The following is a 16738-nucleotide window of genomic DNA, read 5'->3' as shown; positions in this document are numbered from 1 at the left end:
CGCCGGTCATAGACCAGCCGCCACCCGGGTGCCCTGCTCGATGGCACGCTTGGCGTCCAGCTCGGCGGCCTCGTCGGCGCCGCCGATCAGGTGCACCGCCACGCCGGCCGAGCGTAACGGCTCGAGCAGATCGCGCACCGGCTCCTGGCCGGCGCAGACCACCACGCTGTCCACCGCCAGCAGCCGCGGTTCGCCGTCGAGGCGAATGTGCAGGCCCTCATCATCGATGCCCATATACTCGCAGCCGGCCAGTGTCTCGACCCCACGGTGCTTGAGCGACGCACGGTGCACCCAGCCAGTGGTCTTGCCAAGCCCCTTGCCGGGCTTGGAGCGTTTGCGCTGCAGCAGGGTGACCTGGCGCGGCGTGTCCGGACGCTGGGGCTCGGTGATACCGCCCCGCCCGGCTACACTCAGATCCACGCCCCATTCGGCACACCAGGCCTGGGTGTCCAGCGCCGGGTGCCCCACATGGGTCAGCAGCTCGGCCACGTCGAAGCCGATGCCACCGGCGCCGATGATCGCCACCCGCCGCCCGACACGCTCGGGGTGCAGGATGGCCATGGGATAGCTCATGACCTTGGGGTGATCGCTGCCAGGCAGCTCCAGCGGTCGCGGGCGAACCCCGCTGGCCAGCACCACCGCGTCGAAGTCCTTGAGCCCATAGACATCCGCCTCGGCGTTGAGGCGCACCGAGACACGGTACTTGTCGAGCATCACCCGGAAGTAGCGCAGCGTCTCGTCGAACTCCTCCTTGCCGGGAATCTGACGCGCCAGGTTGAACTGGCCGCCCAGCTCCGCTGTGCGCTCGAAAAGGGTCACCCGATGACCGCGGCGGGCTGCCGTGACCGCCGCCGCCAGCCCGGCCGGCCCACCACCGACCACGGCCACCTCCTGCGGTGTTTCAGCAGGCTCGATGACGAGCTCGGTTTCGTGGCAGGCCAGGGGGTTGACCAGGCAGGAGGTCAGCTTGCCCTGGAAGGTATGATCCAGACATGCCTGATTGCAGGCGATACAGGTATTGATCTCTTCGTCGCGCCCTTCGGCCGCCTTGCTCACCCAGGCGGGGTCGGCAAGGAAGGGGCGCGCCATGGAGACCATATCGGCATGCCCCTCGGCCAGCACCTTCTCCGCCACCGCCGGCATGTTGATGCGATTGGTGGTGATCAGCGGAATGGAGAGCTCGGCCTTCATGCGCCGGGTCACTTCGGTGAAGGCCGCACGGGGGACGCTGGTGACGATGGTGGGCACCCGGGCCTCGTGCCAGCCGATGCCGGTATTGATCAGGCTGGCGCCAGCGGCCTCGATGGCGCGCCCCAGGGTCACCACCTCCTCCCAGGTACTGCCCTCCTCCACCAGGTCGATCATCGACAGGCGGAAGATAATCAGGAAATCCTCGCCCACCGCCTGGCGGATGCGCGAGACGATCTCGACGGCGAAGCGCATGCGGTTCTCGAAGGGGCCACCCCAGGCATCGCTGCGTCGGTTGGTGCGCAGACACAGGAACTGGTTGATGAGATAGCCTTCCGAGCCCATGACCTCGACGCCGTCGTAGCCGGCCTCCCGGGCCAGGGTCGCACAGCGCACATAGTCATCGATCTGCTGCTCGACCTCGTCCGCGGTCAGTTCACGCGGGCTGAAGGGATTGATCGGCGCCTGGATCGGCGAGGGCGCTACCAGCGCCGGCGAATAGGCGTAGCGCCCGGCATGTAGAATCTGCAGGCAGAGACGCCCCCCCTCGGCGTGGACCGCCTCGACCACCGCGCGATGGTCGGCCACCTGGTCGGGACGCATCAGCGTCGCCGCGCCGTCGAACACCGCGCCCTCGGGGTTGGGGGCGATGCCGCCGGTGACGATCAGCCCCACCCCCTCCCGGGTCCGCTCGGCGTAGAAAGCGGCCAGCCGTGCAAAGCCGTCGGGCGCCTCCTCCAGATTGGTATGCATGGACCCCATCAGCACCCGATTGGGCAGCGTCAGATGGCCCAGGTCGAGCGGTTGGAAAAGATTCGGGTAGCGCACGCCGGATACCTCCTGCTGATCGTGTCACGGTGTCGGACAGACGAAATTCAAACAACTGTATGATAGTCGGCCGCGATGCGCAAAGAGAAAGCACCCTGCCCACCCCTTAGCGGCTATGGGCCTAGCTGCTAAGGACATAGCACCTTGGCGAAGCCGGGGCCAGGAAATACGTGATCCGCACCGAGGGTGGGGAGGAGGGGAGAAGGCCGCAAAGGATCGGCGGACACATAGAGACACGTGCAGGAGAAGGCACAAAACGAACGACCCCGAGCCGTGGGCTCGGGGTCGGAATTCTTACGACTGCGATGGCGGACCGGACGGGACTCGAACCCGCGACCTCCGGCGTGACAGGCCGGCATTCTAACCAACTGAACTACCGGTCCGCGTGGTGGGTGATACCGGATTCGAACCAGTGACCCCCAGCATGTGAGGCTGGTGCTCTAACCAACTGAGCTAATCACCCACGCTACACGCAATTGTCGTACTGCTTATTACCGCATTGCCAAGCCATCGTGGCGGACCGGACGGGACTCGAACCCGCGACCTCCGGCGTGACAGGCCGGCATTCTAACCAACTGAACTACCGGTCCGCAAGACGACTGCGGCAACGGAAACATGTGGCGGACCGGACGGGACTCGAACCCGCGACCTCCGGCGTGACAGGCCGGCATTCTAACCAACTGAACTACCGGTCCGCTGCGTGTTTCCTACGTGATCGGCGCCGCTCGGCGGCGATGGTGGGTGGTACAGGGTTCGAACCTGTGACCCCCAGCTTGTAAGGCTGGTGCTCTCCCAGCTGAGCTAACCACCCCCGGTCACGTGGCGCTGCATTCTACAGGGCCGGCGCCGGTTGTCAACGCCTTTCGCACTCGCCCATGAACGACGCGATCGCCGTGGCCGCCGCCTCGATATGCCCTTGCTGGGTATGTCCCGAGGCGCGCCGCGGCTTCCAGTCATGATCGCCGTCTTCCAGCAGGTGGACGGCCACCGAATCGGGCAGCGCATAGCCTTCGATCTCGTCTCGACTGCCAAAGGGGTCGCGACTGCCCTGCACCACCAGCGTCGGACAGGCGAGCAGCGGCCAGTGGGCCAGGCGCAGGCGCTCCGGCTTGCCCGGCGGATGGAAGGGGTAGCCGCAGAGAATCAGGCCCGGCGCCTGGTCGCGTGCCGCCAGCAGGCTAGCGGCACGCCCCCCCATGGACTTGCCGCCCAGCCAGAGCGGCCCCAGCTTGGAGTGTGTCAGAATGTCGCACCAGGCAGCGAGTTCATCCACCAGGCGATCGATGCGCGGCGGCGGTCGCCGACGCGCCTCCTGCTGCATGCGCTGCATGTAGTCGAACTCGATGGCCAGGGTCTGCACGCCCCGCAGAGCCAGGGCATCGCGCAGCGTCCGCATGAATTCCGACCCCTGCCCAGCGCCCGCCCCGTGGGCAATCAACAGCCTGCCAACGGTGCCGCTGCCCTGCACGTCGAGCGGCCCCATCCCCTCGACTTGCCAGCTCTCGGCCGCTCCGGCGCACAGCGACTCCGCCACACCCGCCGGGGGGATTGCGACCCGCTCAAGTCGTGCAAAATTCGACACCCGTCAAACTCCACTATGAGTTTTCACCAATGGCCATGTTTCAGTCTGTCACGTGCCTGCGCTAGAATCCGGGGTGTTTTGACCTGCATCACCTCTACCGGGAGCGACGGCTGCGGCAGGCTGCCACAGTCGCTTCTCGATACCGCGTTCGATGGGAACCTGACATGAGCACAGCATTAGAGCACCCGACCTACAATTACAAGGTAGTTCGGCAGTTTGCGATCATGACAGTGGTGTGGGGCATCGTGGGCATGCTCATCGGTGTCATCCTTGCCGCACAGCTGGTCTGGCCGCAACTCAACCTTAACCTGCCGTGGACGAGCTTCGGCCGTCTGCGACCGCTGCATACCAATGCCGTCATTTTCGCCTTCGGCGGCTCGGCACTCTTTGCCACCTCCTATTACGTCGTGCAGCGCACCTGCCAGACGCGGCTCTTCTCTGACAAGCTGGCGGCCTTTACGTTCTGGGGCTGGCAGGCGGTGATCCTCTCGGCGGTCATCACGCTGCCGCTGGGCTACACCACCACCAAGGAGTACGCCGAGCTGGAGTGGCCGATCAACATCCTGATCGCCGTGGTCTGGGTGAGCTATGCCATCGTCTTCCTGGGCACCATCAAGCTGCGCAAGACCTCTCACATCTACGTGGCCAACTGGTTCTTTGCTGCCTTCATTCTCACCGTGGCGGTGCTGCATATCGTCAACAATGCCGCAATTCCGGTCACCGCCATGTACTCCGTCTCCCTCTACTCAGGCACCATCGACGCCATGGTGCAGTGGTGGTACGGCCACAACGCGGTCGGCTTCTTCCTGACCGCCGGCTTCCTGGGGATGATGTACTACTTCGTGCCCAAGCAGGCGGAGCGCCCGATCTACTCCTACCGCCTGTCGATCGTGCACTTCTGGGCGCTGATCATGATCTACATGTGGGCCGGCCCGCACCACCTGCACTACACGGCCCTGCCCGACTGGGCCCAGTCGCTGGGCATGATCATGTCGATCATCCTGCTGGCGCCCTCCTGGGGCGGCATGATCAACGGCATGATGACCCTCTCCGGCGCCTGGCATAAGCTGCGCACCGACCCGACCCTGCGCTTCTTGGTCGTGGCCCTGGCCTTCTACGGCATGTCCACCTTCGAAGGCCCGATGATGGCGGTGAAAACCGTCAACGCCCTGTCCCACTACACCGACTGGACCATCGGTCACGTGCATGCCGGGGCACTCGGCTGGGTGGCGATGATCACCATCGGCTCCATGTATCACCTGATCCCGCGCCTCTTCGGCCGCACCGAGATGTACTCGGTGGGCATGATCGCCGCGCACTTCTGGCTGTCCACCATCGGCACCGTGCTCTACATCGCCTCGATGTGGGTCAACGGCATCCTCCAGGGCCTGATGTGGCGCGCCATCAATCCGGACGGCACCCTGATGTACACCTTCATGGAGTCGGTCGAGGCCAGCGGTCCCGGCTACATCGTGCGCCTGATCGGCGGCGTCTTCTGGGTCGTGGGCATGCTGATCATGGCCTACAACGTCTTCATGACCATCAAGCGTAGCGAAGCCGCGCGTCAGCCGATTCCGCAGACCGCCTGAGCAACCGGGGATACCGAAACCGATGAAACACGAGATCGTCGAAAAGAACGTGGGCCTGCTCGCCGTCCTGATCCTGGTGGTGATCAGTTTCGGCGGCCTGGCCGAGGTCGTGCCGCTGTTCTTCCAGAAGCAGACCACCGAGCCGGTGGACGGCCTGCGCCCGCTCTCCGCGCTGGAACTGGAGGGCCGCGACATCTACCGCCGCGAGGGCTGCGTTGGCTGCCACTCGCAGATGATCCGCCCGTTCCGTGCCGAGACCGAGCGCTACGGCCACTATAGCGTGGCCGGGGAGTTCATCTACGAGCACAACTTCCTGTGGGGCTCCAAGCGCACCGGCCCGGACCTGGCCCGCGTCGGCGGCCGCTATAGCGACGACTGGCACCGCGCCCATATGTACAACCCGCGTGACGTGGTGCCCGGCTCGATCATGCCCGCCTATCCGTGGCTGTTCGAGCGCACCCTCGACGGCGAGGATACGCCCAAGAAGATGCGTGCCCTCAGAGCGCTCGGCGTCCCCTATACCGACGAGGACATCGAGAACGCCACCCGCGAGGTACGCGGCCAGCAGGAGATCACCGCCCTGGTCGCCTACCTGCAGCAGCTGGGCACCGTGCTCGAGGGTACGCGCTGATCATGGATACCGGCACCTTTCGCGGCATCATCACCGGGCTGTTGATCATTGCCTTCCTGGGCATCACCTGGTGGGCCTACTCGAAGCGGCGCAAGCGTGACTTCGACGAGGCGGCCCACCTGATCTTCAACGAGGATGATGAGCGCCCCAACCGTGACCGGAGCGCCTCGACGCCGAACGACTCGGGCGAGGCCGCATCCCCACAAGTCGATTCCCGAGAAGACAAGGGAGACAGGAACGCATGAACAATCTATGGGATGACTCCCTTTCCGGGTTCTGGAGCGCCTGGATCATCGTCCTCACGCTGGGCTCCATCGCCTTCGCCTTCTGGCTGCTGTATGCCAACCGGAAGACCGATAAGCAGCCCGACGCCGAGGGCAACGTCGAGACCACCGGCCACGCCGCCGACGGCATCGAGGAGTACGACAACCCGCTGCCGCGCTGGTGGTTCCAGCTCTACGTGGGCACCGTGGTGTTCTCGCTGGGCTACCTGCTGCTCTATCCCGGCCTTGGTAACTTCGCCGGGCTGCTGGGCTGGACCCAGGAGGGGCAGTGGGAGCGCGAAGTGGCCCGCGCCGAAGAGCGCTTCACGCCGATCTTCGCCCAGTACCAGGAGATTCCGATTCCCGAACTGGCCCGCGACGCCGAGGCGATGCAGGTCGCCGAGCGCATCTATCAGAACAACTGTGCGGTGTGCCACGGCGCCAACGCCCAGGGCGGCTACGGCTTCCCGAATCTGACCAACGACGATTGGCTCTATGGCGGCGAGCCCGAGCAGATCATGACCAGCCTGGTCCAGGGTCGCAGCGGCCTGATGCCCGCCTTCCAGCAGATCGGCGAGACCAACATCGAGAATGTGACCCAGTACGTGCTGGCGCTCTCGGACCTGCCCCACGATGAGGAGCGAGCCGAGCAGGGCGCTTCGGTCTATGCCTCGGTGTGCGCCGCCTGCCACCTGCCCGACGGCACCGGCAACCAGGCCCTGGGGGCACCGAACCTCACCAACGACATCTGGCTCTATCAGGCACCGGGCCAGAGCGTGGCGGACTCCGTGCGCCAGACCCTGCGTAACGGGCGCAATGGTCACATGCCGGCTCAGGAGGCCTACATCGGCGAGGAGCGCGTCCACCTGGTGGCCGCCTACGTCTACAGCCTACGTTTCCGCGACTGAACCGCCGGCCGCGAGAAAGGGTGCGACCTCGGGTCGCACCCTTTCGCTTTGTGATGCCCCCTCGATACAATGACCCGACCGCACTGCTCCCCTTCAGCGGGCCCTCCTCGCCCGCCACGAGATCGCCATGAGTGACAAGATACCAACCCACGATGTGACCCCGGATCCCGTGGGCCATCATTCTCCGCGCGAGACGGTACAGCAGGAGATGTACGCCAAGCGGCGCCATATCTATGTGCGCGAGATCAAGGGCCTCTTCCAGCGCCTGCGTCGGGGCAGCAACTGGGTCTTGATGCTGGCGTTCTTCGGGCTGCCCTGGGTGCAGTGGGGCGACCGGCCGCTGATCTGGTTCGACCTGCCGGGACGGGAGTTCCACCTCTTTGCCGCCACCTTCTACCCCCAGGAGTTCGTGCTGCTCTCCTGGCTGTTGATCATCTGTGCCTTCGGGCTGTTCTTCATTACCGTTTTCGCCGGCCGGGTCTGGTGCGGCTACACCTGCCCCCAGAGCGTCTGGACCTTTCTCTATATCTGGGTCGAGCACCGCCTGGAAGGCTCGCGCAACCGGCGCATCAAACTCGACCAGCAGCCGATGAGCGTCGACAAGGCCTGGCGCAAGGGCGCCAAGCATCTCATCTGGCTGGCCATCGCCCTGGCTACCGGGGTGACGTTCGTCGGCTACTTCACGCCGATTCGCCAGCTGGTCATCGACCTGCCCACCCTCCAGGCCCACGGCTGGTCCTACTTCTGGGTCGGCTTCTTCCTGGTGTTCACCTATCTCAATGCCGGCTGGCTGCGCGAGCAGGTATGCATCTACATGTGCCCCTATGCCCGCTTCCAGGGGGTGATGTTCGACGCCGATACGCTGATCGTCTCCTACGACGCGGCCCGGGGCGAACCCCGCGGGCCGCGCAAGCGCAGCCTCGGCCACGCGCAGGCCCGAGAAGCGGGCTACGGCGACTGCATCGACTGCGATCTCTGCGTCCAGGTCTGCCCCACCGGCATCGACATCCGCGACGGCCTGCAGTACGAATGCATCACCTGTGCCGCCTGCATCGACGCCTGTGACAGCGTGATGGACAAGATGGGCTATCCCCGCGGCTTGATTCGCTACACCACGGAAAATGCCCTGGAAGGCAAGCCCACGCACATCCTGCGCCCGCGCCTGCTAGGCTATCTGGCCGCCCTGGTGGTGATGATCGGCATGTTCGTCTGGGCCGTCGCCGACCGCACCCCGCTGGGCGTGGAGATCGAGCGCGAGCGCGGCCAGCTGTTCCAGATGACCCGCGAGGGCCGCATCAGCAACGTCTATACCCTAACGGTGCGCAACCTCGACCGGGAAGACCACGTCTTCCGCCTCGAGATCAGCGGACTGCCAGGCCTGGAGCTCGACACCGACAGCCTCAGCGTGCCGGCGGGCAGCTCTCGCACCCGGGTCATCCAGATCACCGCCGACCCGGCGGTGCTCGAAGTGCCCAGCCACCCCATTCAGCTGCAGGTCACCTCGCAGCACGACGAACGCGTCGCCCTAGAACGTGATACCCGCTTCATCGGTGAAGCCCGGAGATAACCATGACCCCCCTGATCCCCACCCCCTGGTACAAGCAATTCTGGCCGTGGTTCCTGCTCGGCCTGTTGTTCACCTCGATCTTCGGCAGTTCGACCCTGGCCGTGATGGCCGTGCGCACGGCCGACGGCATGGTCCAGGAGGACTACTATGAGCACGGCCGCGCCATCAACATGGTGCTGGCCAAACAGCAGCGCGCCCACGAGCTTAACCTCTCGGCGACGGTGCGCATCGACCCGATGACCAGCGACATCGTCGTCCAGCTCGACGGCGACGACCGGCCCGACCGCCTCTATCTCGAGCTGATCTTCCCCACCCAGGACAATCGCGACCAGACCCTCACCCTCGAGCACGTTCGCGAGGGCCGCTACCTGGGCCAGGCGCCGGACAACCTGCGCTACCGCTGGTACCTGCAGCTCCACCCTACCGACGAGACCCCCGAGTGGCGGATCGTCGGCGAGGGTCGCTTCCCCAGTGACGATGACTTCGCGCTGACCCCGGGCATCGCCGATCGCCGCAGCTGACGCCGCCGCGCCAGACCACAGGACGCCATGACCGACGCCGCCATCAGCGCCAGCCCCGACAGTTACCTGGACTGCTACCACTGTGGAAGCCGAGTACCCGACGGCGCCCCCTGGTCGATCACCCTCGACGAGACCCGCCATCCGCTCTGCTGCCCCGGCTGCGAGGCGGTAGCCCACGCCATCGTCGACGGTGGCCTGTCGAGCTACTACCGCTTTCGCACCGAGCTGCCCGAGCGCCCTGACGACCGCGAAGCGGCCCGCACCGAGACCTGGGCGGTGTTCGACGACCCGGGCCTGCAGCGTCAGTTCGTGCATCCGGAAGGCGACAGCGACCGGGTCCACGCCACTCTGGCGGTGGACGGCATCACCTGCGCGGCCTGCGCCTGGCTGATCGAGCATCGCCTCAACGCCGTGCCGGGCGTCGACTCCAGTGCGGTCAACCTCAGCCACCACCGGGTGCGGGTGAGCTGGGACCCCGAGGCGGTAAAGCTGTCGCGCATCCTCGCCGAGCTGGCCGCCATCGGCTACCAGGCGCAGCCCTACGAGCCCGACGAAGCCCAGGCGCGTCTCCAGCGCGAGGAGCGCATGAACGTGCGCCGCCTGATCGTCGCGGCAGTGGGCATGGCCCAGGTGATGATGTTCTCCATCCCCATCTACGTGGCCGGCCCCGAGGGGATCAGCAAGGACTTCCATGCCCTCTTCCACTGGCTCTCCTTCGCCCTGGCCACCCCCGTGGTGTTCTTCTCGGCAGCGCCCTTCTTTCGCAACGCCATTCGCGATCTGCGCACTCGGGTGCTGGGGATGGATGTGCCGGTCTCGCTGGCCATCGGCTTCGCCTACGCCGCCAGCGGCTACGCGGTGATCACCGGCAAAGGGGAGGTCTACTTCGACTCCGCGGCCATGTTCACCTTCTTTCTGCTGTTCGGCCGCTATGTGGAGGCCCGTGCCAGGCGGCGCAGCGGCCATAGTGGCAACGCCTTGGCCGGCGCCCTACCGCTCTCGGCGACCCGTCTCACCGAGGCGGGCGAGGAGCGCATCCTGCCCGCCAGCGAGCTCGCCGCCGGCGATCGTATCCTGGTCAAGGCCGGTCACGGGGTGCCCGCCGACGGCGTCATCGAGGACGGCGAGTCGAGCCTCGACGAATCGATGCTCACCGGCGAGTACCTGCCGGTCACTCGGCGTGCCGGCGACACCGTCACCGGCGGCAGCCAGAACATCGAGAGCCCGCTGGTGGTGCGGGTGACCCATGCCGGGCGCGACGCTCGGGTGGCCGGAATCGTCGACCTCACCGACCGCGCCTTCGCCAGCCGTCCGCGCCTGGCGCAGCTGGCCGCGCGCATGGCTCACCTCTTCGTATTGCGCCTGCTGCTGGTCACCGCCGTGGTCACCCTCACCTGGTGGTTCATCGACCCGGCGCGAATGCCCTGGATCATGCTCTCGGTGCTGGTGGTCACCTGTCCCTGCGCCCTGGCGCTGGCCACCCCCACCGCCCTGACCGCCGGCCACGGCCAGCTGCGCCGTCGCGGCGTGCTGGTGACCCGCGCCGACGCCATCGAGGCACTCTCCCAGGTGGACCGGGTTATCTTCGACAAGACCGGCACGCTGACCCGCGGCGAGATGGCGCTCGTGGAGACCCGGGCCCTGGGCGAGCTCGACGCCAAGCGCGCCCGCACCCTGGCGGCCGCCCTGGAAGCGCGCTCCGAGCACCCCATCGCACGGGCCTTCCGCCCCTTCCGCCTGGCCACGGTAGCCGCCACCGACGTGACCAGCCGCACCGGCCAGGGCCTGGAAGGCATCCTGGAGGGCCGCCGCTGGCGGCTCGGCAGGCCCGGCTTCGCCGCCCCCGACGCCGGCCTCGAGGCGCCCGGCGACGGCCAGTGGCTGCTGCTGGCCGAGGAGGGCGAACCGCGGGCCTGGTTCGCCCTGCAGGACGACGTACGGGAAGACGCCGACGAAACCGTGGCGGCGCTGCGAGCCCTGGGCCTGGAGGTGGAGCTGCTCTCCGGCGATACGCCCGGCGCCGCCGGAGCGCTGGCCCAGCGCCTGGGTATCGCCAGCTGGCGCGGCAGCGCCACGCCCGAGGACAAGCTGGCGCGCATCCGCGAGCGTCAGGCCGCCGGTGAGAAGGTGGCCATGATCGGCGACGGCATCAACGACGTCCCGGTGCTGGCCGGCGCCGACGTGGCCATCGCCATGAACGGCGCCACCGACCTGGCCCGCACCAGCGCCGACGCCATCCTACTCAGCCCGCGCCTGTCACGGATCGTCGAGGCCATCGAGATCAGTCGCGCCACCCGGCGGGTGATGCGTCAGAACATGATCTGGTCGGTGTGCTACAACTTCTCCGCCATGCCGATCGCCGCCATGGGCTTCGTGCCGCCGTGGCTGGCGGCCATGGGCATGTCGGCCAGCTCCCTGGTGGTGGTGGGCAACGCCCTGCGCCTCAACCGTTTTCGCAGTCGCGCCGTACCGGCAGCAGCGCCCCTGCCCACGCCCTCCTCCGAACCGACACGGGTGAACGCATGAGCATTCTCTACCTGCTGATTCCGCTATCGCTGATACTGCTGGGCCTGGCCGTCTGGGCCTTCTTCTGGGCGGTCAAGCACGATCAGTTCGAGGATCTGGAGGGGCCGGCCCACCGCATCCTCTTCGACGAGGACGACAACGACCTGCCCCCCGAACAGCGCCGCCAACGCCGCGACGCCGGCGACAAGCCAGACGTCGCCGAGCCTCGCGACGACGACGAGCCACGCTGATGGATCCTACCGGTCTCGACCTGCCACCGCTCGCCGCGGCTTTCGTCTTCGGGCTGCTGGGGGGCGCCCACTGCATTGGCATGTGCGGCGGCATCATGAGCGCCCTGACCTTCGCCGTGCCGCCCAGCATGCGCTCCCCCGGCCGCCTCACCGGCCTGCTGCTGGGCTACAACCTGGGACGCATCGCCAGCTACATGATCGCCGGCGCCCTGGTGGCCGGCCTCGGCACCCTGCTGACCCTGACGCCGGCCAGCCGAGTGGCGCTGCAGCTGTTCGCCGCGGTGATGCTGATCCTGATGGCGCTGTATATCGCCGACTGGTGGAAGGGGCTGCTGCGACTGGAAGCCCTGGGCAAGCGGCTATGGCGCCACCTGGAGCCCCTGGGGCGCCGGCTGATGCCGGTCGTGAAGGTGCCGCAGGCGGTGGGGCTGGGCGCCGTCTGGGGCTGGCTGCCCTGCGGCCTGGTCTACTCGATGCTGGCCTGGAGCCTGGCCATGGCCGACCCACTGCGCGGCGCGACGCTGATGGCCGCCTTCGGCCTGGGCACTCTCCCGGCGCTGCTCGCCACCGGTCTGGCGGCGCGCCAGCTCGCCGGGCTGATCCGCCACCCGGCCACCCGCACGCTGGCCGCGCTCTCGATCATCGCCTTCGCCCTCTGGCAGCTCGGCGGGGCACTGCTGCCAACCCACGGCGGGCACTGATCCCGGCGACCATTGGCGCTTCGCTTGACGCAGCTCAATCCACTGTGGTTCAGGGCCCGCTAGCATGAGAGCACCTATCGAGCCGCCGGAGTGCCTTCATGTCCGTCCCCGCGATGTCCGTACATCGAGCGATGGCCGACCCCTTCGCCTGGGACGAGTCGCTGCTGCGCCGCTACGCCATCGGCGGGCGTCGCTACACCTCGTACCCCACGCCGTCCGCCTTCCAGGAAGACTTCGGTGAAGTGGACTACCAGGCCGCGCTGGCGCGCAGCAACGCCGGGGCCCGACCGCTGTCGGTCTATGTGCACATCCCGTTCTGCCGCACTATCTGCCACTACTGCGCTTCCAACAAGGTAGCCGCCCGGGCCAACCGGCTCGCCGAGCCCTACCTGTCGCGACTCGACCGGGAAATGGTGCTGATCCGGCAGCGCCTGGACACCGCGCGGGAGGTCCAGCAGCTGCACTGGGGCGGCGGAACCCCGACCTTCTTGAGCCTCGACCAGATGAGCGATCTGATCGACCGGCTGGACGCCCGTTTCGGCCTGTCCGGCGCGCGTGATCGAGACTATGCCATCGACATCGATCCGCGCGAGGCGGATGTCTTTACCCTGCGCCACCTGCAGGCGCTGGGCTTCAACCGCTTGAGTCTCGGCGTCCAGGATCTCGACCCCCGGGTATTGAAGGCCATCAACCGCGTCCAGCCGCGGGTGCTGACCGAAGCGCTGATCGATGAAGCCGACCGCCTGGGCTTTCGCTCTCTCAACCTCGACCTTATCATCGGCCTGCCGCTGCAGACCCGCGACAGTTTCGCCGTCACCCTGGAGCAGGTAATCGCCATGGCGCCGCCCAGGCTTTCGGTGTTCCACTACGCCCACCTGCCCGAAAGGTTCGCCCCCCAGCGGCGTATCCGCCGCGAGGAACTGCCCAGCCCGGAGGAAAAGCTGGCGATCCTGCGCACCGCAGTGGCCATGCTGACCGCCGCCGGCTACGTACATATCGGCATGGATCAGTTCGCCCGGCCCGACGACAGCCTGGCGAAGGCCCAGCGCCAGGGCAGCCTGCAGCGCAGCTTCCAGGGCTACGACTGCCATGTCGACAGCGACCTGGTGGGGCTCGGGGTCTCGGCTTTTTCTCGCGTCGACGATGTCTACGCCCAGAACCACCCCCACCTGGCGGCCTACGAAGGGGCGCTGGATGCCAGCGGCCTGCCCATTTCCCGAGGGCTGCGGCTCAACTTCGACGACCGGGTGCGCCGCTACGCCATCGAGCGGCTGATGTGCGACATGGGACTGGACCTGGACGCCCTGGGCGAACGCTTCGGTATCGATGCGCCGCGCTACCTCGCCGACGCCATGGCCCGCCTTGAGGTCCTGGAGCGGGACGGCCTGCTGGGCTGGCAGGGCAGTCGCCTGGAGGCAACGCCCATGGGGCGCCTGCTGATCCAGCATCTCGCCATGGCCTTCGATGCGCGCCGTCCGGACGAGTCACCTCCTCGTTAACCAGGCGCTGCGCCTGACGTTTTCCCCCTTGCGGAGATTCCGCGCGGTCCTTGCCTTGCGTCCAATCGTCGCAACGAGCATTTTACCTACCTGAATAATGCTACATAATGACACCATGATCACGATGAGGAGGTGGCCATGGCTGTCAATGCGGCCAGTGCGGTCAACAAGCGGCGCTCCCTGCTGCACGAAACCCGCTGTCAGAACTGTAGCCTGAGTTCGCTGTGCCTGCCGTTGGCGCTGGAGCTCGAGGACATGGAGCAGTTCGACGCCATCATTCGGCGTCGTGCGCCCCTGAAGAAGGGCGAATCCCTGTTCCGTCAGGGCAGCGAATTCAACAGCGTATTCGCGGTGCGCTCCGGCAGCCTCAAACAGGTGACCACAGAAGGCTCCGGCGAGGACCAGGTCACCAACTTCTACCTGCCCAGCGAGCTGGTGGGGCTGGACGGTATCGACGAGGAAGCCTACCCCGGCAGCGTGATCGCCTTGGAAACCACCACGGTGTGCGAGATTCCCTTCGACCGGCTCGATTCGCTGTCCGAACAGCTTCCCGAGCTGCGCGGCCAGCTCTACCGCAGCATGAGCAAGGAGCTGCGCGACGACCGCCGCATGATGCGCCTGCTGTCGCGCAAGACCGCCGACCAGCGCCTGGCCAGTTTCTTCGCCAGCCTCTCCGACCGCTTCCGGCGCCGCGGCTACTCCCCCTACAGCTTCCGACTCTCCATGTCCCGGGCCGACATCGGCAACTACCTGGGGCTGGCTGTGGAGACCGTGAGCCGCATCCTGGGGCGTTTCCAGCAGCAGGGGCTGGTGGAGGTCTCCGGGCGCGAGGTCAACATTCTCAACCTGGAGGCCCTGCTCGAGCAGGCCCAGGAAGAGAGCTGACGCCCTACGCCACCTTGCGCCCACCCAAAACCCCGGCAAGCATCGCTTGCCGGGGTTTTAGGTAAGACGTTACACGTCCAGCTCGCTCAGTCAGCGGCCGGGCACCTCAAGCGCATCGATGCGCCGCGCCTGGCGATGGGCCTGCTCGGCTTCCAGCCCGGCAAAGTCGAACAGCGCGCGGTCGGCCAGCTGGGAGGGCGCCACGTTGGTCACCGCCTTGAACATGGTCTCCAGCCGCCCCGGATGCTTGGCCTCCCACTCGGCCAGCATCTCCTTGATCACCTGGCGCTGTAGGTTGGGCTGGGAGCCGCACAGGTTGCAGGGAATGATCGGGAAATCCATCAGTCGCGCGAACTCGGCGATGTCCGCCTCACGGCAGTAGGCCAGCGGGCGGATCAGGATGTTCTTGCCGTCATCGGAGAGCAGCTTGGGCGGCATCGCCTTGAGACTGCCGCCGAAGAAGAGATTGAGGAACAGCGTTTCGAGGATATCCTCGCGATGGTGACCCAGGGCCACCTTAGTGGCACCGATCTCTTCGGCGAAGCCGTAGAGCGAGCCCCGCCGTAGCCGCGAGCAGAGCGCGCAGGTGGTCTTGCCCTCCGGCGTCTTCTCCTTGACCACCGAATAGGTGTCGCGCTCGAGGATGTGGTAGTCGACGCCGATTCGCTCCAGGTACTCGGGCAGCACGTGCTCGGGGAAGCCGGGCTGCTTCTGGTCGAGGTTGACCGCCACCAGCGAGAAGTTCACCGGGGCGTTGCGCTGCAAATTGCGCAGGATCTCCAGCAGCGTGTAGCTGTCCTTGCCGCCGGACAGGCATACCATCACCTTGTCGCCCTCGTGGATCATCCCGTAGTCGATGATGGCGTTGCCCACCTGGCGCCGCAGGCGCTTCTGCAGCTTGTTGAACTCACGCCGGGCTTTGCCATCCAGGGCGTCCAGCGGGGACGGCGAACGCGCGGCGGGCGCCTCGGAGGACGCATCGCGGGAGGTGGCGGAAGCGAGGGGGTCGAAAATCATGGCGTCTTGCATGGTGGGGGGCGCTGCCAGGGCGGGTGGTGGATAACGGCCGCCATCCTACCATCGCGACCGCGCTCTGGCGACGGGCCCACGCAGGCCCGGACCGGCGAAGTGGGCATCAGGCCTCGCGCCGGGCCGGCAGCGCACCACGCTCCAGGCGCAGGTACATCAGCGCCGTGGTCACCGCATCCCCGAGGGCGGTATTGCGCCCCATGACCGGCACCCCCAGCGCCTCTGCCGCCGCCTCGAAGCGCGGTGCCGTGGCCGCCTCCAGGTGGCTGCGACGCAGCTGACGATGGTAGAGCTGGGCCACGTCGATACCGCTGTTGGGCAGATCGAAGCCGAAGCGCGGGCGCAGCTGGCGATTGAGGATCGCCAGGTCGAAGTCCAGCCGCCAGCCGAGCAGCGGGCGGTTGCCGATGAAGTCGAGCAGCTCGGCGAGGGCCTGGTCGAGGCACGCGCCGTCGTCCAGGTCGATGCCGCGTAGTCCGTGAACGCGGATCGACTCCCCGGACAGCGTCGACGGCCGCTGCAGCCGGAGATCCAGCGACTCGCTGGTCAATACCCGATCCCCGCGCACCTTCACCGCGGCGATGGAGACCGGCTCGGCGGTGCGCGGGTCGACCCCGGTGGTCTCGCAGTCGATCGCCACCAGCTCATCGCCGGTGTAGGGGTTGAACAGCCAGCCATATTCGCCGTTGGCGTGGCGGCGTCGATCGCTGACGCGTCGCAGGGCACGCAGCATGCAAGACCTCCGTGATGATTGTTGTCGTTACCTTGTTGAGGGAGAGCCGGCACGCCGC

The 16738-nt window shown here is 66.9% G+C and carries 15 protein-coding genes and 5 tRNA genes; 11 read left to right on the top strand and 9 right to left on the bottom strand.

Going from position 1 to position 16738, the window contains the following annotated elements; all coding sequences use genetic code 11:
- Positions 1-6 precede the first annotated feature (6 nt).
- From ACZIYR_RS03565 to ACZIYR_RS03535, 7 genes are all read right to left on the bottom strand, one after another.
- Positions 7-2016 carry an FAD-dependent oxidoreductase gene (locus ACZIYR_RS03565; protein WP_473032428.1) on the bottom strand — a complete coding sequence of 670 codons (2010 nt, stop codon included), beginning with the start codon at positions 2014-2016 and terminating at the stop codon, positions 7-9.
- Positions 2017-2322: 306 nt separating this feature from the next.
- Positions 2323-2399 (bottom strand) — tRNA-Asp (locus tag ACZIYR_RS03560).
- A gap of 3 nt (positions 2400-2402) precedes the next feature.
- Positions 2403-2479: transfer RNA gene (locus ACZIYR_RS03555), tRNA-Val, on the bottom strand.
- A gap of 50 nt (positions 2480-2529) precedes the next feature.
- Positions 2530-2606: transfer RNA gene (locus tag ACZIYR_RS03550), tRNA-Asp, on the bottom strand.
- 28 nt (positions 2607-2634) lie between these two features.
- Positions 2635-2711 (bottom strand) — tRNA-Asp (locus ACZIYR_RS03545).
- A gap of 40 nt (positions 2712-2751) precedes the next feature.
- A tRNA-Val gene (locus ACZIYR_RS03540) sits at positions 2752-2827 on the bottom strand.
- Between the two features lie 42 nt (positions 2828-2869).
- Positions 2870-3598, bottom strand: a complete 729-nt coding sequence (locus ACZIYR_RS03535) for an alpha/beta family hydrolase (RefSeq protein ID WP_483528218.1) — start codon at positions 3596-3598, stop codon at positions 2870-2872.
- Between the two features lie 164 nt (positions 3599-3762).
- On the opposite strand from ACZIYR_RS03535, the gene ccoN reads away from it, so the two are divergent.
- From ccoN to fnr, 11 genes are all read left to right on the top strand, one after another.
- Positions 3763-5187, top strand: coding sequence for a cytochrome-c oxidase, cbb3-type subunit I (gene ccoN, locus ACZIYR_RS03530; RefSeq protein WP_473032426.1), 1425 nt, complete (start codon positions 3763-3765; stop codon positions 5185-5187).
- Between the two features lie 22 nt (positions 5188-5209).
- The gene (ccoO, locus tag ACZIYR_RS03525) at positions 5210-5818 is read left to right on the top strand and encodes a cytochrome-c oxidase, cbb3-type subunit II (protein WP_238976815.1); all 609 of its coding nucleotides are present in this window, start codon (positions 5210-5212) and stop codon (positions 5816-5818) included.
- Positions 5819-5820: 2 nt separating this feature from the next.
- A complete protein-coding gene (locus ACZIYR_RS03520) occupies positions 5821-6063 on the top strand; it encodes a cbb3-type cytochrome oxidase subunit 3 (protein WP_473032424.1) in 243 nt (80 codons plus the stop codon).
- Positions 6060-6989, top strand: coding sequence for a cytochrome-c oxidase, cbb3-type subunit III (gene ccoP / locus ACZIYR_RS03515; RefSeq protein ID WP_473032423.1), 930 nt, complete (start codon positions 6060-6062; stop codon positions 6987-6989). The genes ACZIYR_RS03520 and ccoP overlap by 4 nt, the downstream gene beginning before the upstream one ends.
- A gap of 127 nt (positions 6990-7116) precedes the next feature.
- A complete protein-coding gene (gene ccoG / locus ACZIYR_RS03510) occupies positions 7117-8556 on the top strand; it encodes a cytochrome c oxidase accessory protein CcoG (RefSeq protein ID WP_483528217.1) in 1440 nt (479 codons plus the stop codon).
- A gap of 2 nt (positions 8557-8558) precedes the next feature.
- On the top strand, positions 8559-9077 hold the full coding sequence (locus tag ACZIYR_RS03505) for a FixH family protein (RefSeq protein ID WP_473032422.1): 519 nt from the start codon (positions 8559-8561) through the stop codon (positions 9075-9077).
- 27 nt (positions 9078-9104) lie between these two features.
- Positions 9105-11603: a heavy metal translocating P-type ATPase gene (locus ACZIYR_RS03500; protein ID WP_483528216.1), complete on the top strand. Its 2499-nt coding sequence runs from the start codon at positions 9105-9107 to the stop codon at positions 11601-11603.
- A complete protein-coding gene (ccoS, locus tag ACZIYR_RS03495; protein ID WP_473032420.1) occupies positions 11600-11833 on the top strand; it encodes a cbb3-type cytochrome oxidase assembly protein CcoS in 234 nt (77 codons plus the stop codon). Before ACZIYR_RS03500 ends, ccoS begins: the two co-directional genes overlap by 4 nt.
- The gene (locus ACZIYR_RS03490) at positions 11833-12534 is read left to right on the top strand and encodes a sulfite exporter TauE/SafE family protein (protein WP_483528215.1); all 702 of its coding nucleotides are present in this window, start codon (positions 11833-11835) and stop codon (positions 12532-12534) included. The genes ccoS and ACZIYR_RS03490 overlap by 1 nt, the downstream gene beginning before the upstream one ends.
- Positions 12535-12632: 98 nt before the next feature.
- Entirely contained in the window at positions 12633-14033 is a 1401-nt protein-coding gene (hemN, locus tag ACZIYR_RS03485) for an oxygen-independent coproporphyrinogen III oxidase (RefSeq protein ID WP_473032419.1), read from the top strand.
- Positions 14034-14171: 138 nt separating this feature from the next.
- Entirely contained in the window at positions 14172-14918 is a 747-nt protein-coding gene (gene fnr, locus ACZIYR_RS03480; RefSeq protein ID WP_473032418.1) for a fumarate/nitrate reduction transcriptional regulator Fnr, read from the top strand.
- A gap of 90 nt (positions 14919-15008) precedes the next feature.
- Here the strand turns inward: fnr and ttcA are convergent, their stop codons facing one another.
- Both ttcA and ACZIYR_RS03470 read right to left on the bottom strand, forming a co-directional pair.
- Complete coding sequence (gene ttcA / locus ACZIYR_RS03475) at positions 15009-15935, bottom strand: tRNA 2-thiocytidine(32) synthetase TtcA (RefSeq protein ID WP_483528214.1); 927 nt, start codon at positions 15933-15935, stop codon at positions 15009-15011.
- Between the two features lie 118 nt (positions 15936-16053).
- The gene (locus tag ACZIYR_RS03470) at positions 16054-16680 is read right to left on the bottom strand and encodes a 3'-5' exonuclease (protein WP_483528213.1); all 627 of its coding nucleotides are present in this window, start codon (positions 16678-16680) and stop codon (positions 16054-16056) included.
- Positions 16681-16738 lie beyond the last annotated feature (58 nt).

Source organism: Billgrantia sp. NRB1, from assembly GCF_056921725.1.
The sequence above is the reverse complement of the archived record's forward strand: the minus strand, read 5'-3'. Positions and strand labels throughout refer to the sequence as shown.